Source organism: Flaviaestuariibacter amylovorans, from assembly GCF_039541815.1.
Taxonomy (GTDB): domain Bacteria; phylum Bacteroidota; class Bacteroidia; order Chitinophagales; family Chitinophagaceae; genus Flavisolibacter; species Flavisolibacter amylovorans.
Map to the genome: position 1 here is coordinate 187,453 of NZ_BAABGY010000009.1, position 21,358 is coordinate 208,810.

The 21,358-nt window shown below is 62.5% G+C and carries 18 protein-coding genes and 1 tRNA gene; 12 read left to right on the forward strand and 7 right to left on the reverse strand.

Annotated features, from left to right (window positions below; all coding sequences use genetic code 11):
• Nucleotides 1–285 precede the first annotated feature (285 nt).
• Nucleotides 286–2,514, reverse strand: a complete 2,229-nt coding sequence (locus ABD937_RS16160) for an alpha,alpha-trehalose-phosphate synthase (UDP-forming) (RefSeq protein WP_345256807.1) — start codon at nt 2,512–2,514, stop codon at nt 286–288.
• A gap of 438 nt (nt 2,515–2,952) precedes the next feature.
• Nucleotides 2,953–4,281, reverse strand: coding sequence for a DEAD/DEAH box helicase (locus tag ABD937_RS16165; RefSeq protein WP_345256808.1), 1,329 nt, complete (start codon nt 4,279–4,281; stop codon nt 2,953–2,955).
• 144 nt (nt 4,282–4,425) lie between these two features.
• Here ABD937_RS16165 and ABD937_RS16170 point away from each other — a divergent pair, with 144 nt between their 5' ends.
• From ABD937_RS16170 to ABD937_RS16195, 6 genes are all read left to right on the forward strand, one after another.
• Nucleotides 4,426–4,863 carry a hypothetical protein gene (locus tag ABD937_RS16170; protein ID WP_345256809.1) on the forward strand — a complete coding sequence of 146 codons (438 nt, stop codon included), beginning with the start codon at nt 4,426–4,428 and terminating at the stop codon, nt 4,861–4,863.
• Nucleotides 4,864–4,976: 113 nt separating this feature from the next.
• Nucleotides 4,977–5,420 carry a hypothetical protein gene (locus ABD937_RS16175; protein WP_345256810.1) on the forward strand — a complete coding sequence of 148 codons (444 nt, stop codon included), beginning with the start codon at nt 4,977–4,979 and terminating at the stop codon, nt 5,418–5,420.
• 166 nt (nt 5,421–5,586) lie between these two features.
• The gene (locus tag ABD937_RS16180) at nt 5,587–6,585 is read left to right on the forward strand and encodes an LLM class flavin-dependent oxidoreductase (protein ID WP_345256812.1); all 999 of its coding nucleotides are present in this window, start codon (nt 5,587–5,589) and stop codon (nt 6,583–6,585) included.
• A 587-nt stretch (nt 6,586–7,172) separates the two neighbouring features.
• The gene (locus tag ABD937_RS16185) at nt 7,173–8,114 is read left to right on the forward strand and encodes an NADP-dependent oxidoreductase (protein ID WP_345256813.1); all 942 of its coding nucleotides are present in this window, start codon (nt 7,173–7,175) and stop codon (nt 8,112–8,114) included.
• Nucleotides 8,115–8,410: 296 nt separating this feature from the next.
• Complete coding sequence (locus ABD937_RS16190; protein WP_345256815.1) at nt 8,411–10,357, forward strand: sensor histidine kinase, YfiR-like protein-associated; 1,947 nt, start codon at nt 8,411–8,413, stop codon at nt 10,355–10,357.
• A 124-nt stretch (nt 10,358–10,481) separates the two neighbouring features.
• Entirely contained in the window at nt 10,482–11,942 is a 1,461-nt protein-coding gene (locus ABD937_RS16195; protein WP_345256816.1) for a BON domain-containing protein, read from the forward strand.
• Nucleotides 11,943–12,137: 195 nt separating this feature from the next.
• Here ABD937_RS16195 and ABD937_RS16200 read toward each other — a convergent pair whose 3' ends face one another.
• Entirely contained in the window at nt 12,138–14,612 is a 2,475-nt protein-coding gene (locus tag ABD937_RS16200; protein ID WP_345256817.1) for a GAF domain-containing sensor histidine kinase, read from the reverse strand.
• 91 nt (nt 14,613–14,703) lie between these two features.
• Between ABD937_RS16200 and ABD937_RS16205 the strand changes: the two genes are divergently transcribed.
• The 3 genes from ABD937_RS16205 (at nt 14,704) to ABD937_RS16215 (ending at nt 15,664) form a co-directional block, all read left to right on the forward strand.
• The gene (locus ABD937_RS16205) at nt 14,704–15,132 is read left to right on the forward strand and encodes a response regulator (RefSeq protein WP_345256818.1); all 429 of its coding nucleotides are present in this window, start codon (nt 14,704–14,706) and stop codon (nt 15,130–15,132) included.
• 106 nt (nt 15,133–15,238) lie between these two features.
• On the forward strand, nt 15,239–15,439 hold the full coding sequence (locus ABD937_RS16210; protein ID WP_345256819.1) for a hypothetical protein: 201 nt from the start codon (nt 15,239–15,241) through the stop codon (nt 15,437–15,439).
• A 48-nt stretch (nt 15,440–15,487) separates the two neighbouring features.
• Nucleotides 15,488–15,664, forward strand: coding sequence for a hypothetical protein (locus ABD937_RS16215; protein WP_345256820.1), 177 nt, complete (start codon nt 15,488–15,490; stop codon nt 15,662–15,664).
• A gap of 107 nt (nt 15,665–15,771) precedes the next feature.
• Here the strand turns inward: ABD937_RS16215 and ABD937_RS16220 are convergent, their stop codons facing one another.
• Nucleotides 15,772–15,990: a hypothetical protein gene (locus ABD937_RS16220; protein ID WP_345256821.1), complete on the reverse strand. Its 219-nt coding sequence runs from the start codon at nt 15,988–15,990 to the stop codon at nt 15,772–15,774.
• Nucleotides 15,991–16,168: 178 nt separating this feature from the next.
• Between ABD937_RS16220 and ABD937_RS16225 the strand changes: the two genes are divergently transcribed.
• Nucleotides 16,169–16,729: an HD domain-containing protein gene (locus ABD937_RS16225; RefSeq protein WP_345256822.1), complete on the forward strand. Its 561-nt coding sequence runs from the start codon at nt 16,169–16,171 to the stop codon at nt 16,727–16,729.
• Nucleotides 16,730–16,869: 140 nt separating this feature from the next.
• Here the strand turns inward: ABD937_RS16225 and ABD937_RS16230 are convergent, their stop codons facing one another.
• The 3 genes from ABD937_RS16230 to ABD937_RS16240 form a co-directional block, all read right to left on the reverse strand.
• The gene (locus ABD937_RS16230; RefSeq protein ID WP_345256823.1) at nt 16,870–17,085 is read right to left on the reverse strand and encodes a hypothetical protein; all 216 of its coding nucleotides are present in this window, start codon (nt 17,083–17,085) and stop codon (nt 16,870–16,872) included.
• An 81-nt stretch (nt 17,086–17,166) separates the two neighbouring features.
• On the reverse strand, nt 17,167–17,388 hold the full coding sequence (locus ABD937_RS16235) for a hypothetical protein (protein ID WP_345256825.1): 222 nt from the start codon (nt 17,386–17,388) through the stop codon (nt 17,167–17,169).
• A 128-nt stretch (nt 17,389–17,516) separates the two neighbouring features.
• Nucleotides 17,517–17,592 (reverse strand) — tRNA-Thr (locus tag ABD937_RS16240).
• A gap of 140 nt (nt 17,593–17,732) precedes the next feature.
• Between ABD937_RS16240 and ABD937_RS16245 the strand changes: the two genes are divergently transcribed.
• Together ABD937_RS16245 and recG are read left to right on the forward strand one after the other, a co-directional pair.
• Nucleotides 17,733–18,872: a glycosyltransferase family 2 protein gene (locus ABD937_RS16245; RefSeq protein ID WP_345256826.1), complete on the forward strand. Its 1,140-nt coding sequence runs from the start codon at nt 17,733–17,735 to the stop codon at nt 18,870–18,872.
• 392 nt (nt 18,873–19,264) lie between these two features.
• A complete protein-coding gene (gene recG / locus ABD937_RS16250) occupies nt 19,265–21,349 on the forward strand; it encodes an ATP-dependent DNA helicase RecG (RefSeq protein WP_345256955.1) in 2,085 nt (694 codons plus the stop codon).
• Nucleotides 21,350–21,358: the final 9 nt, after the last annotated feature.

Genomic DNA, 21,358 nt, shown 5'->3' on the forward strand with positions numbered 1-21,358 from the left:
TTCTTTTCGCAACCGGGCACCCCTGTCCCAGGGGGGGGACTTAGATCGCAGTGTTTGCACCTTTACAGCCATTGCTTCACATCGTAAGTATAATTAAGCCGTACCATGGGTTTGTGCGCACGCGGGAATTAGCGGGCAAAAAACTGCTTCGCGTAAATAAACCAGATATCCAGTTTGGTAAAGAATCAAAACCTAATGGACACTTGCCCGAACACAAATCTGAAATCACAAATCACACATCACAAATCCCATCTGAGATCCTCGATCACAGGTCGGAGATGCTCTTTATCCGTTGATCGCGGCCATCGACTTCAGGATGTCGGCCGCCCAGGCGTATACGTTTTTGCGCATGACGGTGCGGCGCAGGCCGCTCATCGTTTGCTGCTGGCGGGCTTCGGGCATCTCGAGTGCCTCGTAGATGGCCGCCGCACTGCCTTCGGTGTCGTAGGGGTTCACGATGAGCGCGCCGTGAAGGTCGTGGGCGGCACCCGCAAACTGGCTCAGGATCAGCACGCCGTCGTTGTGCTGCCGCGTGGCGATGAATTCCTTGGCCACGAGGTTCATTCCGTCGTGAAGCGAGGTGACGAGGCAGAATTTCGCGGCCTGGTAGAAGGGCAGGATTTCTTCGTGGCTGTGGTGCTTCTTGAGGAGCAGGATGGGCTGCCAACCTTTCGTCTTCAGCTTGAAGTTGATGCGCTCGGCCTCGGCGTCCACGGCACTGATGGTGTCGGAGTAGCTTTTTAGCAGCGACCGGCTCGGCGCGCCGATCTGCACGAAGGTGAAGCGTCCGATGTACTCGGGATGCTGGGCGAAGAAGCGCTCCACGGCAAGGAACTTCTCGGTTAGACCCTTGGTGTAGTCGATGCGGTCCACGCCAATGCCGAAGCTTTCGGCGCTGATGCCATATTGCCGCAGCAATTCGGTGGCTTCGGTGCGGGCGGGGCCCGACTCTGCCTCGAGGTCTTTGAGTGTAAAGGCGATGCTGATGGGAAAAGGCTTCACTTGCGTCAGCCGCGAGCCGATCTTGACGGCGAAATGCTCCCAGATCACCCGCGACTCCAGCGACCCGTTGACCGTTTCGAGGAAATTGTTGCAATGGTACTGTGTATGGAAGCCCACCAGGTCGGCGCCCAGCATGCCCAGGAGCAGTTCTTTCTCCCAGGGACAAATGCCGAACGATTCCGGATTGGGCCAGGGGATGTGCCAGAAGATGGCGACGCGCGCATCGGGACGCCGCTCCTTGATGAGGCGCGGCAGCAACGCGAAGTGGTAATCCTGTACCAGGATAAACGGCTCCACTTCACCTTCGATCTCCTCGAGCACGGCGGCGGCATACTGCTCGTTCACGGCGCAATAGTGCTCCCAGTCTTCCTTGCGGAAGACAGGCCTGGTATGTGCGATGTGGCACAGGGGCCAGAGTCCCTCGTTGGAGAAGCCATAGTAGAAATGCTGTTCCTGCTCCTTCGTGATCCAGATTCGGCGCAGCGTGTATTTACCCTCCCCGGGCGGCACCAGCACCTTATCGTGCGCGTCTACCGTCTCACGGTCGGCATCTCCGGAGCCTGAGGCGATCCAAAGGCCACCGCAGGCCTTGAGAATAGGCTCCAGCGCCGTAACCATACCACTCGCGGGCATGATGCATTTAATTTCCTTGCCCTGCCGGATGTGCATGTAGGGCTCCCGGTTCGACACCACGATCAGCTTTCGGTTGCGCAGGAGGTGGCGCATCTCTTCGTTGAGGCGCTCGGGTGTCCATACGGCTTCGGCGGAGGTGCGGAGGCGTGCCTCCTCGCGTGCCTGTGCCTGTGCCTCGCGCATCGCGTGGGCGATGCCGGTGATCTCCTGGTAGAGGGGAGAGAGAAACGAGTTGGGTGCCGTTTGCTGCAGTTCCGATACGTTGCCCTGGCGGGCGGCGCGCACCCAGGCTATGACGCGGTTCACCGGCAGCAGCACGCCGCGCCGCACGATCAGGAGGGTCACCACCGAGATGAGGAGCGCCTGGATGAACCAGCGGGCGAAGTTGCGCATCCAGATGCTGTTGATGATCCGGTCGATGTAGGAAGCGTCGGTGTAGTAGGCGATAGCAATGGGTGGGAGCGAGTCGCGGCGCACTACCTTGATGTATTCGAACAGCGAGCCCCTGCCTCCTTCGGTGAGGCGGGTGAGCGAGGAGTCGGCGCTCAGGGCAAGGTCGATATGATCGCTGCCGGGTGTGGAAACCGGGATGGTGGGGGGCTTGAGCGGGAGCATGCTGTCGGGGCGGTGGTACAGGAGTACGGCCTCGAAGGAGTACGCCCCGGCCAGCGAGTCGGCACGGTCCTGCAGCACGCTGTCGCGAAGCGCGAGGCTGTCGAGGTGGAGGCGGTAGAATTCGTCGCCGTTGCGCACGGCGCGCGCCTGCAGCTCAGTGTTCAGCTTTTCGCGCTCTGAGGAGATCTGGAAGGCGGTGAAGCCGAGGGCAACCAGTCCCACGGCAACGATGATTGCCAATACCAGCGCCAGGTTGATCTTCATGCTACACGGTTTGCTTGGCTCAAAGTTCCAGCGAGGCCGTTGCAGCAGGTGTTAAGGAGGATTAGAAGGCAATTATGAGGATGTTAGAATGATATTAGCGGCCCCCTGTCCCCCCAAGGGGGCACATAGGTGAAGCATTCGTTCCGGTAGCAATCCTGTTGCAGGTTACAGAACCCCGTCTGCCTATCGTCGCATTGCCGCCTGCATTGGAGTACCTCTCTGACACTCGCTCTCGTGATAAAAGGGCGTCGTAAGTGCATCGCTGGCTTCTCCCTCGGCCACTGTCCGGGTGGAATGAATGTTCTAATCGGAAGGGATCCGAGTTTCGATAGTTGAGATCAGATATCAAAAGTCCCGCGTCAGCGGGACCTTTTCTTAGCGAATACCTTAGCCTCTTCTTTTCTTAGCGGTAAGAATCACTTCTTTCCCTTCGATGACTTATTTCGCGATATCGATCTTCATCTTCCTGCCCTTCAGCTTATGGTCTTTGATGGCCATGAGCACGGCGCTGGCCTTGCTTCTGCGGATGGCTACGAAGGAGAAGAAATCCTTCACCTCGATGAGGCCGATGTCTTCGGATTTGAGCTCCCCCTTCTGCGCGAAGAAGCCCACGATGTCAATCTTGTTCACCTTGTCTTTTTTGCCGGCGCCCACAAAGAAGGTGGTCCATTTGGGCTTCTCGGGCAGGCCCATGTCGGTACGTATTTCTACGGGCTCCACGGGAGCGGTGATGTAGGCGGGCACTTTCTCTTCCGGACCGAGGATGAGGATGGCGGTACCGGAGGCGTCCATACGGGCGGTGCGGCCGTTGCGGTGCGTAAAGGAATCTTCGGTGGGAGGGAGGTGGTAGTGGATGATGGCGCGGATGTGCGGGATGTCGAGACCGCGCGCAGCAAGGTCGGTGGTGACGAGGAAGGAAGCCGAGCCGTTGCGGAACTTGGCGAGGGCCACTTCGCGGTCGCGCTGCTCCATGGCGCCGTGGTACCACACGTGCGAGATGCTTTTCTCGGTGAGGAAGGCGCCGGTGCGCTCCACGCTCTCGCGGTGGTTGCAGAAGATGATGGCCGGCCCGCGGCCCAGGTTGCAGAGGAGGGCGAACAGGGTCTCGAGCTTGTCGGCCTCCGTCGACGTTACCGACTGCAGCAGGAGGGCGTCTTTTGCCTCGCCGTCCTCAGGCAGGAAGTCGAGCGTATGGAGGTCCGTGGCGCCCACGAAGTCGGGCACCTCTTCGGCACGTGTGGCCGAGGTAAGATAGCGGCGCTCCAGCGAAGGGATCGAGCGCACGATGAACTCGAGCTCCTCGCGGAAGCCGAGCTCGAGCGATTTGTCGAACTCGTCGAGCACGAGGGTGTGGATGCCTTCGGGCTTGATGTTTTCGCGGCGCAGGTGGTCGCCGATGCGGCCGGGGGTGCCTACGATGAGTGCAGGGGCCTCTGTGAGGCTTTGCTCTTCGATCTCGCGCTTATGCCCCCCGTAGGTGGCCGTGACCTTGAAGCCCGTGCGGAGCTTGCGGTACACCTCCTCGATCTGCAGCGCCAGTTCGCGCGAGGGCACCACGATGAGGGCCTGCGTGCCCTTCTTGCCTTTTTCGAGCGTGCGCACGAGGGGGAGCAGGAAGGCGAGGGTTTTGCCGGAGCCGGTGGGCGACAGCAGCTCCACATGGGGGTGCTCCTCCGTAGCGGCGAGCATGGCCTCCTGCATGGGGTTGAGGGCGTCGATGCCGGCGGCGGCGACAAGGGAAGGAAGGTCGAAAGCGGGTTGAGACATGGGGCAAAGGTAGCGGAAAGGGTTTTGGGAGGTTTTGCAGGGTTTTGATGGTTTGACCTGGCCGGTCCGAGTGCGTCGCAAGTCGGGTCATTGGTTCGTTCCCAAAGCATTGGGTGGCTCCGCCCGCTGCCGTATCTTGCCCCTATGTTCCGCACCCGCTCCCTCCTGTTTTCGTTTCTTGCCTTTATCGCCGGCATCGGTGCTTCCTCGCTGTTGGCGGCAGCCGGTTTCGTGCTCCTCACCCGAGGCCTCGGCTGGGACGAAGCGCGGATGGAAACGAACTCCGGCTGGGCAGCCTCCTGCGCCATCATGCTGGCGGGCCTCGCGGGCGGTGGCGCCCTCGGCGCCCTCGTGGCGCCCCGGTGGACGGTGGCCGGGTCGCAAAGCGTTTTCTACGTGGTGCTGATCGCCATAACCTATGGGTTCAATACGGCAGAGCCCGGCGAGTGGATAGGGATTTATGCGTTGGTCATCGCCGGTCCCCTGCTCGGGCACTGGCCCGTATGGCGCCGCCAACGCCGCCGCCTGCAGGCGGCGGCCCCGCCGCAGGACTTCACCTTCGAGCACACTCCCCGCCCGTAGATCTACGGTCGGCGCCCGCTGCGAGTCGGTGGCTCCACCCGCCCAGCTCCATTGCACCGATCCCCTAAACCCCCTAAACCTCCTTTTCCCCCGCTTGCCGTAACTTCCGGGTCATGTCCGCTCGTCGCGATAGATTGTATTCGCGCCTCTTCCGGCAGGGAGGGGTGGCGGTGTTCGTGGGGCTCCTGGTAGCCGTGCTTTCCTTTGTCGCCCTGGTGCTCCTGTCGCCCGATGACGGCTGGCTGGCAACGCTGCCGCCTGTTCTGCAGGTACCGCTTTGGCTTGCGCTGCGTCAGGGCGCCTTTCTCGTGGCGGCCCTTGCCGGCGGAATCGCTACCGCCCTTCTCTGGCCGCGCCGCACGGCCGCCTGGGTCCTCGCCGCTGTGCTTCTTGCGGCCTATGCCGCGCTCTCCTTCTTCGTCGGGCGTTGGCCCCTTTACACCCAGCTCATCGCCTTTGCCGGCCTCGCCGCAGGACCCCTCCTCGGGAACCTCGTCGTGCAACGCCTCCGCCTCCGTCGCGCCCGTCGTAGAAAAGAGTGCTTCTCGTGGGAATAAGGCAAACAGGTGTCCGCTTGCCCGCCACTCCTTTCTCCTTTCTTATTTCGTGTGGATGCAGCTTTCAGGAAGAACGCCAAGGCTATTAGCCTTTGATTTTTGACTTTCCAATCGGAAAAGTGAAATGACTGTTCCGTGATATGCCCCCTCAGTAGCTTTGCACTTCATGCAACCTATGTCCTCGCCCATCCCGCTTTCCGTACTTGATCTCGCTACCATCGTGCAGGGCGCCGATGCGGCCGATGCCTTCCGCCGCAGCGTGGCCCTCGCGCAGGCGGCTGAGCGCTTCGGGTACACCCGCTACTGGTTTGCCGAGCACCACAATATGGAGAGCGTAGCCTCCGCTGCCACCAGCGTGCTCATCGGTCACGTGGCCGCGCAGACGTCGGCCATCCGCGTGGGCGCCGGCGGCATCATGCTGCCCAACCACGCCCCGCTCCTCATCGCCGAGCAGTTTGGCACTCTTGCCGCGCTGCATCCCGGCCGCATCGACCTCGGCCTCGGCCGCGCGCCCGGCACCGACCCGGTGACCTCGCACGCCCTCCGCCGGAGCCTGCAGGGCGCCGACGATTTTCCCCGCGATGTGCAGGAACTGCTCGCCTACCTCGCTCCGCGCGACGCCTCGGCACGCGTGCGTGCGATCCCGGGCGAGGGTTCGGAGGTGCCGGTGTGGATCCTCGGCTCCAGCACCTACGGCGCGCAGCTCGCAGCGGTGCTTGGACTGCCGTTCGCCTTTGCGTCGCATTTCGCGCCAACCCACCTGCAGGAGGCACTGTATATCTACAGGGAGCGGTTCCGCGCCTCGCGCTACCTCGCTGCGCCCTATGCGCTGGCCTGCGTCAACGCCCTGGCGGCCGGCACCGATGCCGAAGCGCAGCACCTCGCCACGTCCTTCTACCGCCTGATCCTCGGCCTCGTGCGCAACCACCGCCAGCCGCTGGCTCCACCCGTGGTTTCAATGGACGGTCACTGGAACGATGCGGAGCGCGCCGCCGTGCAGCACATGGCCCGCTATGCCTTCGTGGGTAGCGCCGCCACCGTGAAGGAGGGACTGGACGACTTCATCGCCGAAACGGGCGTGCAGGAGGTCATGATCACCACTAACACCTTCGACCTCGATGCGCGCATCCGGTCGTATGAGTTGATCGCGGGAATAATGGGGTAATGGGAGAATGGGGTGATGGGATGATGAGGTGGCTTCGACAGGCCTTGCCTGAGAAGAGACACTTGTCATCCGGAACTTGTCGAAGACGCGGTTGCTCGTACGAAAATGGAGACGATTCGATGGTACACTCAGCGGCCGATGCGCGCAGTCATTGCGAGGCCTCCCACGCCGCTGGCGGGCAACAAAGTTTAGTCATCCTGAGCTTGCCGAAGGGTCCCCGGTTACGCATGAGGCCGGGACGAAGCAGCCCACTGCATCCCATAGCATTGGCTCTACTAACTATTCCACTTTCGCATCCTGCGTAACGCAGGTTTCTCGAACACACCGTGTAACGGGGGCGTTTGCCCCGAGGCTTCGGGACGCTGCGCTCGCGATGACGTGCACTCCGCTTAACCCATGAATCTTTGCGTCTCTGCGACTTTGCGTCTCCGCGTGAAACCCGCGTCCTGCTTTGAAGTATGCCAGGCGCTTGCGCCGGGAAGAATCCTACCGTCACCGTCCTGTCAATAAACGTTATCCAGCGACAACCGGCTGCACCTCCTTCTGGCCCACTGTTACTTTTGTCGCACACATCCAAAAGCATCAGCATGAAAGCGATCCTCCTCGCCGGCGCCGGCGGCACCGAACAACTACAATACACCACGCTGCCCGTTCCCGAGCCGGGCCCCGGTGAAGTACGCCTCCGCGTGCGGGCGCTTTCCGTCAATCCCGTCGACGTGAAGACCCGCAAGGGCGGCGCCTTCTTTTCCAAATTGCAGGAAGCGCCCCCGGCCATCCTAGGCTGGGACGTATCCGGAGTAGTCGATGCGCTCGGCGAAGGCGTTGCCGGCGTGGGTATAGGCGATGCGCTCTTTGGTATGATCAACTTCCCGGGCTCCGGCCGCTGCTATGCGGAATACGTGGTGGCGCCCGTTGCGCACCTCGCGCGCAAGCCGGAAGCCATCACCCATGAAGCCGCTGCCGCCACAACCCTTGCCGCGCTCACTGCCTGGCAGGTGCTGGTGCACGAGGCGGGCCTGCAGCGCGGGCAACGCGTGCTGGTGCATGCCGCAGCCGGCGGCGTGGGTCACTTTGCCGTACAGATCGCCCGGCACCTGGGCGCCACGGTGGTAGGAACCGCCTCCACCGCCAACCAGGAATTCCTGCGCACATTGGGGGTCGACGAGCCTGTCGATTATTCGGCCGTAGATATACGGGATGCTGTAGTGCCCGTGGACGTGGTGCTCGACCCGATCGGTGGCGATACCACGCTGCAGTCGCTCCGGTTGTTGCGGCCCGGCGGCATACTCGTTTCGATCGTGGGCGGCGCAAAGGAGCCGGTACTGGCTGCTGCCTCCGAAAGCGGCGTTACGGCAAAGAACTACCTCGTGCACTCAAGCGGCGCCGACATGGAAGCGCTGGCCGGCCTCCTGAGCAGCGGTGCCCTGAAGCCGCAGGTGGAAAGCCGGTTCCCATTTGAAGAGATGGCCGCCGCGCATGCCCAGATCGAAACCGGCCGCACGCGAGGTAAGGTGATCGTACTTCCCTGACGGAGCACGGCATCAGGAATACCCTTAGCGGGTCTAAAAAGGAGTGTCCGAACACGGCTTTGGAACACTTTTGTGTAAGTGGAGGGCGAACCGCCAAAACCCGACGAAATGCCCTGGCACTCCTTAACTCTGCCGCCCCGGTCCGGGGCTGACGATACCTTGCCCGCAACTACCGGAACGGAAGCGCAGGCCTGTACCGTAGAACTACAAGCGTTCTTCAAAAGATGCGAAGCGACGCGCGGTCGCCTGCGTGGTATCACCTCCCGGCGCTGCCGCCGGGGCCAAATCCTCTGCTGATGCCGGAACGCTTTACCCCCATTCAACACAAGCTGCGCCGGGTGATCCTCCTCACCTGCGGCCTCGTGCTGCTGCTGACCTGCACGGTACTGTCGGTGTATGAATTCCTGACCTACCGCAGCCTGGCCCAGCGCGAGCTCGGCGCCCTCGGCCGCCTGCTTTCGGTGAACAGTACGGCTGCCCTCGCCGCCAGGGATCAGCAGGCGGCACAGGCCGTGCTCCGGTCGCTCCACAGCCAGCGCAACCTTGTAGAAGCACGGCTCTACGACGCCAAGGGCCGCCTGTTCGCGCACTATCCTGCGGATCATGCCGTAGACATCCGTTTTATCGCCAACCCGCCCGCCGAGCAGTACCGCTCCGGCCCGCTCTCGGTGGAAGGCTACCTGCCGGTGGCCGGCGGCGGGCAGCGCAACGGTACCCTGTACCTGCGCACGCACCTGCAGCCGGTATACGAGCGCCTCGCCCGCTACCTGCTCGTGACCCTGCTCGTGAGCGCCGTGGCCGTGCGGCTCGCGGTGCTCTACTCGCGGCGCCTGCAGCGCTCGGTGTCGGTGCCGATATTGCAGCTTGCGGGCACGGCACGTGCGGTATCGGAGCGCCGCGATTACTCCGTGCGGGCCACCGCGCACAGCGGCGACGAGATCGGGCTGCTCACCGATGCCTTCAACGGTATGCTGGCGCAGATCGAGCGGCAGAACGAAGAGATCCGCTCCCTCAACCGCAACCTGGAGCAGAAAGTGACCGAGCGCACCGCGCAGCTCGAAGCCGCCAACGCCACCCTCCGCGCGCAGAAGGAGCTTACCGAGAACATCATCGACTCCTCCGTTGATCTGATCGCCGTGCTCGACAGCGAAGGGCGCTACGTGAGCGTCAACCGCCAGTGCGAGCTCGTATTCGGAAAGGGGCGCGACGCGCTCATCGGCCGCCGCCTCGACGAGCTATTTCCCGGCATGAAAGGCGACCGCGTGCTGGCGCTGCTGGATGCCGCGCTGCAAGGCCGATTGCTGCGCGAAGAAAGTCACCGCTCCGCGCTTTCGGGGCACTACTACGAGCACTTCTACATCCCGCTACACAACGATGCCGGCGCCGTAGACAGGGTGCTGCTCGTGAGCCACGACATCACGGGCATCATGGAGAGCAATGCGCGCCTTACTGCGCTCAACCGGGCGCTCGGGCAGTCGAACCGCGAGCTCGAGCAATTTGCCTACATCGCCTCGCACGACCTGCAGGAGCCCCTGCGCAAGCTCGTCACCTTTGCCGACCTTTCGAAGCGCCACCTCCACGAGCCGCCGCTGCTGGAAGGCTACCTGCAGAAGATCATCGCCTCGGCAGGCCGCATGAGCGCACTCATCCGCGACGTGCTGCAGTACAGCCAGGTTTCCGGCAGCGGGGCCGAATGCTGCGCGGTGGACCTTAACGAAGTGCTTGCACACATCCGCGAAGACCTCGAGCTGCTCCTCCAGGAAAAGGGCGCCCTGCTTACCGCTATGCCGTTGCCGGTAGTGATCGGCAACCGCCTGCAACTGGGCCAGCTGTTCAGCAACCTGATCAGCAATGCACTCAAGTTTTCGGAGGAGGCGCCGCGGGTCAGCATAGCCGCCATAACGCATGGTGCCGATGCGGTGCCGGCAGGCGGCCTCGAGGCTGGTACCCGCTATGTTGAGCTCGTGTTCACCGACAACGGGATCGGCTTCGAGCCTTCTTTTGCCGACAAGATCTTTTCGCTGTTTCAGCGCCTGCCGCACGGCGCAGACTATCCGGGCACCGGCGTGGGTCTCGCGCTCTGCAAGAAGATCGTGGACTACCACCACGGTGCCATTACCGTGGAGAGCACACCCGGCAGAGGTACCCGCTTCCATGTGTTCCTCCCGCTGCCTTCACTCGGGCCCGTGCCCTCGCTTCAGGCACCGGTGATCACCTTGCAGGCTGCCGATGGGCGCCTCTGATCGGTTTGCCGGACTCCTTAACTACAGCCCCGTTAGCGCCTCTTCCATACGATGGTCGGGTGCAAAATTTGCTGTGCCTCCTTTTACGATTGTCTTCTATTCAACCATCGTAAAAAAACAATTTATGGCAGAAAGAAACCAATACCCCGAGGGGTATCGTCCCGGGCAGAGCGGGGGCAGCGACCCTTACCGCAACCAGGACCAGTACAGCCAATCAGGCGGGCAGGGATTCCAGGACAAATGGATGCGCGGCGAAGAGGACCTTCCCGACTCCAACGAGTACGGCGGCCAGCAGCGTACCGGCGGGCGTACGGTGCGCCAGTTCGGCGATTCGGGCGAGCGCTATGTGGGCGGCGGGCAAGGCAGTGCCGACGACCAGCGCTTCCGGCACCAGGAGCGCGGGCACAGCAACCCGGGCGATTCGTACAGCAATGCGAGCCAGCAGGGATCCGGCTACGGGCAGCAGCAGCAATACGGCGGCTCCCGCGACCTTCGCTATACGCCCGACAACAACGACAACGAATATTACGGACACCAGCACAACGGTATGCAGGAATTCCGGCAGCAGCACGCCTCGGGCGACTACCGGCATCCCGAACTCCGCCACGGGGGCAACTACCAGCAGTCGGGTCAGTACGGCGGCAGCCAGCAGCAGGGGAACTACGGGCAGCCCGGCAACCGCGGCGCGGGCCACGACTTCAACCCCGGCGGGTACGACCGCTCCCGCGACCAGGGAAGCTTCGGCGGCCAGGTGCAGGGCAACTCCTCCTATGGCCAGCAAGGCCAGACGGGCAACGGCCGCAACGAGCATGGCTCCTACAACCAGTCGGGGCACCTCAACTACGGGCAGCAACAACAGCAATCCTGGGGGCAGCAGCGCGGCCAGGAAGGCATGAACCCACATAGCGGGTACCCTTCGCCCGGCAGCAACCAGCAGGGCGGCTGGCAGCAGTCGTCGGACCGCGGTCATGGCGCCACCATGCCGTATGGGCAATCAGGCTCCCATCAACAGTCGTCGCCGCAAGGCTTCCTGGGTGGGCACCGTGGCCGCGGCCCCAAGGATTACTGCCGCTCGGAAGACCGTATCCGCGAGGATATCTGCGACCGCCTCACCGACGATGATCATGTGGATGCTTCGCACATCCAGGTGCAGGTAACGGGCAACGAGGTGATCCTGATGGGCACCGTGGAGAGCCGCGAGGAGAAGCGCCGCGCCGAGGACGTGGTGGAGTCCATCTCCGGTGTGCGCCACGTGGAGAACCGCCTGCGGGTGAACCCGCGCAGCACCGGCGCCAGCGGCTACGAGCGGCACATCGACCAGCACCAGTATACGGGTGTTTCGGATGCGCCGGGTGGCATTGGCAACGAGTCAGGTACCACGGTGGAGATCATCCGCAATATGGGCACCCCGAACAATGCCGGTATCGATCCCAACACCAACGCAACGGGCACGGGCCGTCGTAGCCGTGGCGAGGGCGGCAGCGCCCGCGCGGCGCGCAGCAAGGACGGGGGCGCAACCGAGCGCAAGGTGCGCGGCGACCGCACGCCCCGCACCGACGGCGGCAACGCAGAGCGGGAAGAATGATGCTTCCTTCTCGGCATAAAAAAAGCGACCTGGTGGTCGCTTTTTTTATGCCATTTTCCCTCATGAAGACCCCCTTCAATGCGTGAGGCGTGAAGCGTCAGGAGCAAGCCACAAATGGGGGCGCTCGCCCTCGCGCCTGACGCCTGATGCCTCAGGTCACGATGCGGAGTAACTCATTCAGAGACGACCTCCCGGCTATTCGGGCTGCCGCGCAGGAAGCGTGATGTCGAACCGGGCGCCTATGTTCTCTTCGCCGGAGGCGGTGATGCTGCCGTGGTGCAGGTCCACGATCTTCTTCACGATGGCGAGGCCTACGCCGGTGCCTTCGTAGCGGTCGCGGGTATGGAGGCGCTGAAATACCTCGAAGATCTTTTCGGCCTGCTCGGGATGGAAGCCGATGCCGTTGTCTTCGTATTGAAAGCGGTAGTGCAGCTCGTCGCCCGCCTGTAGTGCTACAACCGTCAGGCTGATCCGTGGCGCCCGGTCGGGGTGAGCGAACTTGAGCGAGTTGCTGAACAGGTTCTGGAACATCTGTCCAAGTTGCAGGGGAATGCCGTCTACCACCGGGAGCGGCGCGATCTCCAGCACGGCGCTCTTCTCGCGGATGGGGAGCTCGAGGTCTTCGAGTATGCCTTTTACGAGTCCGTTGAGGTCAACGGGCTCGAATGCAGGCCGCAGGTGCGACAGGCGGGAGAAGGAGAGGAGGTCGTCGATAAGGCGGATCATGCGGTCGGCAGAGCCGATGATGTTGTTGAGGTAACGCTGGTTGCCGGTATCGAGGCCGCCGCCGATGCGGTCGAGCAGGAGCCGGCTGAATACCGAGATCTTTCGGACCGGCTCTTTGAGGTCGTGCGAGGCGATGCTGGTGAACTGCAGCAGCTCGTAGTTGCGCTTCTCGAGCTCTACGGTGCGCTCGCGCACCTTTTCCTCGAGCAGGGCCATCGCTTTCTTTTCCTGGGTGCGCAGCTCCTCCTGAACGCGCTTTTCCTCGGTCATGTCGCGCACTTCGATCACGGTGCCCTTGGGTACCCCCTTCTCGATGATGGGGCTTGCGATGAACGCCACGGGGAAGAAGCGGCCGCTCTTGTCGATAAATACCTCCTCGCCCTGCGTCTGGCTCTTGGTAGGCAATGCCCGGTCGATGGCGCATTCCTCGATGGGAAAGTGCCGGCCGTCGGGGTGCGTATGGTGAATGTAGTAGTGGAGCGGCTTTTCCTGTACCTCGTCGATCCGGTAGCCGGTCATCGCTTCGGCCGCAGGGTTCATATAGGTGCAGAACTGGCGATCGTCCATCAGGAAGAGCGCCTGCAGGGTATTGTTGGTGATGGTGTTGATGAGCACGTTGCGGCTCTCGAGGCGCTGTTCCGTAAGCTTGCGTTCGGTGATGTCGGTAACCGAGCCGGCATAGCCGCCGAAGGAGCCGTCGGGCTTGTAGTAGGGGCTGCCGTGGCTCGAGCACCAGCGCTCTTCGCCGTTGCGCCGCTGGATGCGGAAGTCCATCGAAAACACCCGCCGCGCTGCGAAGGCGTCTTTGAAGGTGGCCCTTGCCCGGGGCAGGTCGGCGGGCACCACGGAGTTGATCCAGCTATAGTCCGGATCGCTGTTTGCGCGCTCGCCCACCCAGTCGAACCAGGTCTGGTTGATGTAGATCGTCTTCGGCTCGTCATCGGTCATCCACAGCGCCACGGGCGACACGCTCGTAATGACCTGGGAAAGTGTTTCGCTGCGCTCGAGGGCGGCGCGCACTTCCTGGGTGTCCGTCACGTCGCGCACCATCGACAGCACGTGCGGCTTGCCGCGGAAGATGAAGTCGGTGCCCTTGAACTCGGCGGTGAAGATGCTGCCGTCCTTTCGGATGCGGCGGTTGGTGCCTGCGTATTGCCTGCCCGAAAGCGCGATCTCCTTGAGCACCCGGAAGTCGTCGGGATTTTCAAAGAGGAGGGCTGCCGGCTTGCCGATGAGCTCTTCGTAGGCATAGCCGAAAATGCGGCAGGCGGAAGGATTGGCCTCGGCGATCGTGCCGTTCTCGTCGTAGATTATCATCGAGTCGGACGTGGCGTTGAAGATGCTGAGGTATTGCTCTTTCTGCTCCACGAGGCGCTGCTCGATGGCCTTTTTCTCACCGAACAGGCGGGCGTTGCCGACGGCGATGGCGGCCTGCGCGGCGATGCCCTCCAGCAGGCGCTCGGCCTCCTCGGTGAAGACCCCCACGTCGGGGTGCCCGAAGAAAAGCCCGCCGATGGCTTCCTGCGTAAATGGGTTGACGACCGGCGCCGCCAGGTAGCTGCGCACCGGCAGGTGCCCGTGCGGCATGCCGTGGTAGGGTGGGTTCTGGGCGTAATGGGGCTGGGCCGTCACATCGTCGTAGCGCACGATGCCCCTGGCGGCAAAGGTGGGCTCGAAGATCTTGGTGTTGCGCGGCATCGGGAACTTCGAAAAGGCTTCGCGCGAAACACCGGAGATCGTGTACAGCACGAAGGCTTCGCCGCTGGCATTGATGACGTTGTAAAAGAAAGCCCCGAAGCGGGCGCCGGTGAGCTGTGTGGCGATATCGGTCACGCGCTGCACCACCTTTTCCAGCTCCACCTCCGAATTGATGGCTTTGCCGGCCTCCAGTAGGAGCTCGAAAAGGGTGCGGGAATCCAGCGGGGCAGGTTGTGTAGGAATCATGGTTAAGGAAACGTAAATCTACTCTACAAACACGATACCCTGCCGGGCCGCGGAAAAAAAAGTGGTCTGGCATTCCCCTACTTTTGACGGGATGGAAAGAACTGCCGGAGCCGGAAAGGAGCTCAGGATCATGCTGGTGGACGACGATGCGACGGATCGCGAGTTGTTCGGGGAAGCACTGCAAGGTAATAGACCCGCCTGTACGCTCACGGAGGCAGGCAACGGGGTGGCCGCGCTCGACGCGTTGCGGGCTGCCACCCAGCTCCCGCACCTCATCGTGCTCGACCTCAACATGCCGGTGATGGACGGCCGCGAAACGCTGCGCGCCCTTCGCGCTGAGCCTGCCTGGAAACACATCCCGGTCTGCATCCTCTCCACCTCGAGCGCCCACTTCGATGTACGCAATGCCTACGACGACGGCGCCAACCTCTTCCTCGTAAAACCCCTGGACTTCCGCTCGCTGCAAGAGCTGGCGACCTGCCTGCTGGCCCTCTTTGGCAAGTATTCCGGAACGGTATAGCCAAAGTTTTCCCACGTTCGTTTTTTCTTCCGCTTACAGAGCGCTCCGCAAGCTCTGGTGAAGGTGTTTTGGCACCATTCTTTCGGCCGGTACAGAAACTTTTTCTATGTCAAAGAAGAACAGGGAGCGTCATACAGACCTCGAGCGCGGACGCCAGCAGGGCGGCGACCGCAGCATCGGTAACCAGCAGGGCACCACGCAAACCGGCGGTCAGAGTGGCGGCGGGCGTGGCACGGCCAACCAGGACAGCCGCAGCAATAACCCGAATGAGTCGTTCGGGAAGCGCAGTAACAACCGCGAGCGCTGAAGCCGGCCGTAGGAATACGGATCTTTTCACTCTTTAAAACGGGAACACATGGCAAACCAGAAAGGCGACAAGCCGCAGCACGGCAGCCAGCAGTCGGTAAACAAGGACCGCGACCGCAAGAACGACCCCGAGCGCACTTCCAACCAGGGGCGCAAGGAAGCGTCGGGCGGCCGCACCGATACCAACAACCGCGGCCACGTCAAAGGCGGCAGCGAGCGGATGTAGGGGCAGCGCCCATGATCCCGGGCGGGATCGGACCGTATTAATACGGTCGCAGGAATAAAAAAAGAAGCAGCGGTCAACACCGCTGCTTCTTTTTTCCGCGTGCCGGCTCAGGGCTGAATGCCGTCAGTACCTTCCTCGCGGATGTCGGTACGGCCTCCGTCTTCTGCTTCCTGCCGGCGCTCGCGCTGCTGGGCGCTGCGCTCGTTGAATTCACTCTGCTTCGAGCCACGGATGTGCCCTTCGCTATCTTGCCCGGCTACGGTCTTGATGCCCATATCGCGGTGCCTGCCCGCCTCGGCGCCCTCGTTCCATTTTTTCTCGTCCATGTTTGTTTTTAAAAGAGGGCGGCAAAAATGTAGCCGGAAGCAAAGGTTTAGAGGGTTTAGGAGGTTTAGGAGGTTTAGAAGGTTCAGGACCTAACAACCAACTTCCTAAACCCTCTAAACCTCCTAAACCTTCCTCCTCCGGCCTGCTCTTTGTCCCCTTCCGGTTATGGATCCGGTATTGGAACGCATTCGTGAATTTGCCGACCGCGCACATGGCGGGCAGCTGCGGCGCTATACGCCGGAGCGCTATATCGTGCACCCGGTACGCGTGATGGAGCGCTGCGCGGAGCAGGGTGCCACGCGCGCGCAGCAGGCGGCGGCTTTGCTGCATGACGTACTGGAGGATACGCGGGTGGATGAGGAGGAGCTGCTGCGGTTCCTGCGATCGGTCATGGAGGCGGGGGAGGCGCAGCACACGCTGGCGCTCGTGGTGGAGCTTACCGACGTTTATACTACCGCGGCATACCCCAAATGGAAGCGCCGCCGCCGCAAGGAGGCCGAGACGGAGCGCATGGCCACGATCTCCGCGGAAGCGCAGACGGCGAAGTACGCCGACATCCTCGACAATGCCCGCGAGATCGTGCGGCACGATCCCAACTTCGCGCCGAAGTTTCTGAAGGAGTGCCGCCAGGCGCTGCGTGTCATGAAGGAGGGTGATGCCGGGCTGCGCGCCGAGGCGCTGCAGGTGGTGCAGGGCGGGCTGGACGCCTTGCCACGGCGCAGGAATGAATCCAGCTGAGCAGAACGTAGAAATACGGGATACCGGAACCGGTGCATCCAGGTTTGGAAGAAGTCACTCTTCGGCCGCAACGGATCGCAGGCTGAGCGCACAATCCGGGCAAGGTCAACTTAGAAATGCCCGCAGTGCTGATCGGTGGCTCAGGGTTCCAGCTCCAGCAGCTTCGACTCGAGCAGCTCCGGTATGCCGGTGACATCCCAAAGCGTGGCTTCCACGTTGAGGGACTTGAAGTATTCGTAAGCCTCCTCGAGCAGCGGGAAGGTGTGCGCCGTCGCCGCCCGCACTTCGAAGGTGCCGATCGTACGGTGGTGCGTGCGGACGCCATGGCCGGAGGTAGCGCGGAGGCGAAGGTTCATGAGCAGTGGTTGCCGGTTTAGATGAGACCCCATAAAGGTGCATCATCGGGTCGCCAACCTTGTTGTAAAAGAGGTCGCTGCCTACCGGGAGCCGCCCGAAGGGGCGCTGCGCCCGTCGGGGCCCTCCTCTTTCTCCTCCAGTTGCGCCCCGAATTCGCGCTGCGCGAGCTCGAGCTGGGCCTCGGTGAACTCACCGAACGTCGATTGTGTACGCATCTTGCTGTAGGTGCGCTCCGGCACGCCGATGGCGTCCAGGTACTGCCGCAGGTCCTCTGCCGAGGTAAATCGGAGTTTTGCTTTCATATGCTTCGGATTGATGGGAGGACGGCCGCGGTGGATGAGAAAGAAGATCCTTTGAGCCACTCCAAAAATGATGCTAGTCGCGCACGGCGGAGTCAAAAAAGAAAGGCTTCCGGTTGCGCGGAAGCCTTTGGAGCCAACTATCAGATTCGAACTGACGACCTATTCATTACGAATGAATCGCTCTACCAGCTGAGCTAAGTTGGCGTGGGGAGGGCAAATGTAGGGATTTTTGGAAAAGTACGCGTGCCGTGGCTCCGTGCTGCCGGATTTTTTTCGGCGCCGGTGGAGCGGGCAGGAGCGCGGCTGCCGGCCGGTTCGGAGATTCCTTCCGATATTAGCGCCCCATGGGCGGGATCGAGTTCTTCTTCTGGCTGCTGCTGGGTGGCGTTTTCTTTACCTATGCCGGCTATGCCGTGCTGCTGCTCCTGCTGCGCCCCTTCTACCGTCGCTCCCGCGCCGCCGCTGTTCCCACAGCACCCATCACCCTCGTCATCGCCGCCTTCAACGAAGCCGGTATCCTGCCCGAGAAGATCAGCAACACCCTGGCGCTCTACGACCCGCACCGGCAGCTCCGGGTGCTGGTCGTAACCGACGGCTCCACCGACGGCTCGGAGGCATTGCTGCAGGCCTTCCCGGTGCGCGTGCTCCACACGCCCGAGCGGCGCGGCAAGGCGGCGGCGCTCAACCGGGCCATGACGCACGTGGATACACCGCTGGTGGTTTTCTCCGACGCGAACACGCTCCTGAACCCCGATGCCCTGCAGCGGATCCTCGCGCACTTCGCCGACCCGGGCGTCGGAGCCGTAGCGGGAGAGAAGCGGGTACAGCACGGCACGGGCGTCGGCTTTGCCGAAGGCCTTTACTGGAACTATGAATCCTTTCTGAAGCGCCTCGACGCCGGTTTCCACAGCGTGGTGGGCGCCGCCGGCGAGCTCTTTGCCCTCCGCGCGGCCCTATACGCCCCGCTTCCGGAAGATACCCTGCTCGACGACCTCGCCCTTTCGCTCCACATCGGCCAGCTCGGCTACCGCATCGCCTACGAGCCGGGCGCTTATGCCCTCGAGGCGCCGAGCGCCTCCCTCGCCGACGAGGAGAAGCGCAAGGTGCGGATCGCCGCCGGCGCCTTTCAGCTGCTCGAACGCCTCCACTGGCGCCGCTTGCTGGCGCGGCCCGCGCTTGCCTTCCAGTTCGTGGTGCGCCGCTGGATGCGCTGGGTGTTCTGCCCGCTGGCCCTGCCGGCGTTGCTGCTGCTGAACACACTACTGGTGCTCGGCAGCGCCGGCCCTCTCTATAGCTGGCTGCTCGCGGCACAGATAACGCTCTATGCGCTGGCCCTGCTCGGCGCGGGGCTGCTGCGCCACAACCGCTCCTTCATGCCGGCCACGCTGCCGTTTTACTTCCTGTTCATGAACTGGTGCATGCTCGCCGGCTGGCGCCGCCACCGCCGCGGGGCGCAGTCGGTGCTCTGGGAGAAAGCGAGGTGAGTTTGAAATTTGATGTTGCGCATCGGTGTTTCGTGGCAGCCCTCCCGAATCCATCCTCCAGCGAGGGAGTGCCCGCTAACGCCCGCTTGCGGGCGTCCCTTGGCACTCTTGAAAAAAGACGTTTGCTGCCGGAGTCGTCGCTACCGTTGTTCCGAAGTTCGCGCTTTGAGCGACCCTAAGCGTATCCTCTCGGCGCCTTAGCGTTTAAAAAAGACGCCCTCATCGCCCAGTGCTCAGAATTATTGGCGCGGGCCGGTTGCTTACCCTTCGCAAATGCCCGTTAACGAGGTGAAAAACAACGCTGTTTCCCGGGAAAAGAACCACTCAGCCATGGCGCCCCGCCCGTAATTTTACGCGAAATCGCACGCGCCATCGGAACCACCCCCAACATACTGGCAAACCCCATCGAATACCTGAAGGGCGTAGGCCCGCAGAAAGCCGACCTGCTCAAGAAGGAGCTCGGCATCTTCACGTTCAACGACCTGCTCCACCACTTCCCGTACCGGCACGTCGACAAGACGCGCTTCTCGGCCATCATCGACCTGACGCCGGCCAACGAATACGTGCAGGTGCGCGGCATCCTCACCTACAAGGAAACGACGGGGGAGAAGCAGGGGCGGCGCCTCCTGGCTTACCTGCGCGACGAAACAGGCACCATTGAGCTTACCTGGTTCAAGGGGCTTACCTGGGTCGACAAGCTCCTGCGCGAGGGCGAGCGCTATACGGCCTTCGGCCGGCTCACCTTCTTCCTCGGCAAGCCGCAGCTGACGCATCCCGAGATCGAAGCCTTCAACCCGAATGCGGTGCCCAACACGCTCGAGCCGGTGTATTCCACCACCGAGAAGCTGAAGGCCCGCGGTCTTGGCGGGCGGCCCATCGGCAAACTGGTGCAGGCCCTGCTCGAGCTCGTACGACCTTCCGACCTGCCCGAGAACCTGCCGGAGCCCATCCTGCGAAAGGGCGTGCTCATGGGCCGCTACGAAGCCTACCGGGGCATCCACTTCCCCCGCAACCCGCGCGAGTGCAGCCTCGCGCTACGCCGCCTCAAGTTCGAGGAGCTGTTCCTGGCGCAGGTGCGCCTCGCGCGCGTACGTTCCGAGCGGCACCGGCTGTCGCGCGGTGTCATCTTCAACGAAGTAGGGGAGCTGTTCAACACGTTTTACAAGGAGCACCTGCCCTTTTCGCTCACCGGGGCTCAGAAAAGGGTGTTAAAAGAAGTGCGCACCGATACGGCTTCGGGCCACCAGATGAACCGGCTGCTGCAGGGCGACGTAGGCTCGGGCAAGACGATCGTAGCCCTCCTTGCAATGCTGCTGGCCGTCGACAACGGTTACCAGGCCTGCCTCATGGCGCCCACCGAGATCCTCGCGCAGCAGCACTACCGCGGCCTTTCCGACCTGCTCAGCGCTTTGCCCGTTCCGATCCGTATTTTAACGGGTTCGACCAAAACTGCCGAACGAAAGGAGATCCTGCGCCAACTATTGGCGGGGGATATTCGTATATTGGTAGGAACGCATGCGCTCATCGAGGAAGTGGTGCAGTTCCGGAACCTCGGACTCGCCATCGTGGATGAGCAGCACCGCTTCGGCGTGGCGCAGCGGGCCCGGCTCTGGAAAAAGGCACCCATCCCGCCGCATGTGCTCGTGATGACCGCAACGCCCATCCCGCGCACCCTGGCCATGACCGCCTACGGCGACCTCGACTGCAGCGTGATGGACGAACTGCCGCCCGGCCGGCAGCCGGTGCTCACGGTGCACCGGCTCGACGACCAGCGCTCCCGGGTGATGGAGTTCATCCGCGGCGAGATCGACAAGGGGCGGCAGGTGTACGTGATCTTCCCGCTGATCGAGGAAAGTGAGAAGCTCGATTACGAGGACCTCATGAAGGGCTACGAGAATATCAAAGCCTACTTCCCGGAGCCGCGCTACTGGATCTCCATGGTGCACGGCCGGCAGGCGCCCGACGTCAAGGAGACCAACATGCAGCGTTTCGTGAAGGGAGAGACTCATATCATGGTGAGCACCACGGTGATCGAAGTGGGCGTGAACGTGCCCAACGCTTCGGTGATGGTCATTGAAAGTGCGGAAAAATTTGGACTATCCCAGTTGCACCAGTTGCGTGGCCGGGTGGGGCGCGGCGCCGAAAAGAGCTACTGCGTCCTGATGACCGGTCCCAAATTGAGCAACGACGCACGCGAGCGGCTCCGGATCATGTGCGCCACCAACAGTGGTTTTGAAATTGCAGAAAAAGACCTGGAGCTGCGCGGTCCGGGAGAAATAGAAGGAACCCGGCAGAGCGGTACATTAAACCTGAAGCTGGCCGACCTGGTCAAAGACAAGGCGATCCTGGATGCGGCCCGTGCCTTTGCCGAAGCGCTGATCGAGACGGACCCCGAACTGGAGGCAGAGGAGCAACAGCCACTGAAGCACTACCTGATGTCACTACAGGGCAAGACACCCTGGAGCCGCATATCTTAACACTTTCAT

Coding starts and splice junctions, on each gene's coding strand:
- ABD937_RS16220 (WP_345256821.1), bottom strand. CDS start 15,990: ATGGACGAGAAAAAATGGAACGAGGGCGCCGAGGCGGGCAGGCACCGC.
- ABD937_RS16190 (WP_345256815.1), top strand. CDS start 8,411: ATGCCGGAACGCTTTACCCCCATTCAACACAAGCTGCGCCGGGTGATC.
- ABD937_RS16160 (WP_345256807.1), bottom strand. CDS start 2,514: ATGAAGATCAACCTGGCGCTGGTATTGGCAATCATCGTTGCCGTGGGA.
- ABD937_RS16235 (WP_345256825.1), bottom strand. CDS start 17,388: ATGAAAGCAAAACTCCGATTTACCTCGGCAGAGGACCTGCGGCAGTAC.
- ABD937_RS16200 (WP_345256817.1), bottom strand. CDS start 14,612: ATGATTCCTACACAACCTGCCCCGCTGGATTCCCGCACCCTTTTCGAG.
- ABD937_RS16245 (WP_345256826.1), top strand. CDS start 17,733: ATGGGCGGGATCGAGTTCTTCTTCTGGCTGCTGCTGGGTGGCGTTTTC.
- ABD937_RS16185 (WP_345256813.1), top strand. CDS start 7,173: ATGAAAGCGATCCTCCTCGCCGGCGCCGGCGGCACCGAACAACTACAA.
- ABD937_RS16175 (WP_345256810.1), top strand. CDS start 4,977: ATGTCCGCTCGTCGCGATAGATTGTATTCGCGCCTCTTCCGGCAGGGA.
- ABD937_RS16215 (WP_345256820.1), top strand. CDS start 15,488: ATGGCAAACCAGAAAGGCGACAAGCCGCAGCACGGCAGCCAGCAGTCG.
- ABD937_RS16205 (WP_345256818.1), top strand. CDS start 14,704: ATGGAAAGAACTGCCGGAGCCGGAAAGGAGCTCAGGATCATGCTGGTG.
- ABD937_RS16195 (WP_345256816.1), top strand. CDS start 10,482: ATGGCAGAAAGAAACCAATACCCCGAGGGGTATCGTCCCGGGCAGAGC.
- ABD937_RS16180 (WP_345256812.1), top strand. CDS start 5,587: ATGCAACCTATGTCCTCGCCCATCCCGCTTTCCGTACTTGATCTCGCT.
- ABD937_RS16210 (WP_345256819.1), top strand. CDS start 15,239: ATGTCAAAGAAGAACAGGGAGCGTCATACAGACCTCGAGCGCGGACGC.
- ABD937_RS16170 (WP_345256809.1), top strand. CDS start 4,426: ATGTTCCGCACCCGCTCCCTCCTGTTTTCGTTTCTTGCCTTTATCGCC.
- ABD937_RS16230 (WP_345256823.1), bottom strand. CDS start 17,085: ATGAACCTTCGCCTCCGCGCTACCTCCGGCCATGGCGTCCGCACGCAC.
- ABD937_RS16165 (WP_345256808.1), bottom strand. CDS start 4,281: ATGTCTCAACCCGCTTTCGACCTTCCTTCCCTTGTCGCCGCCGCCGGC.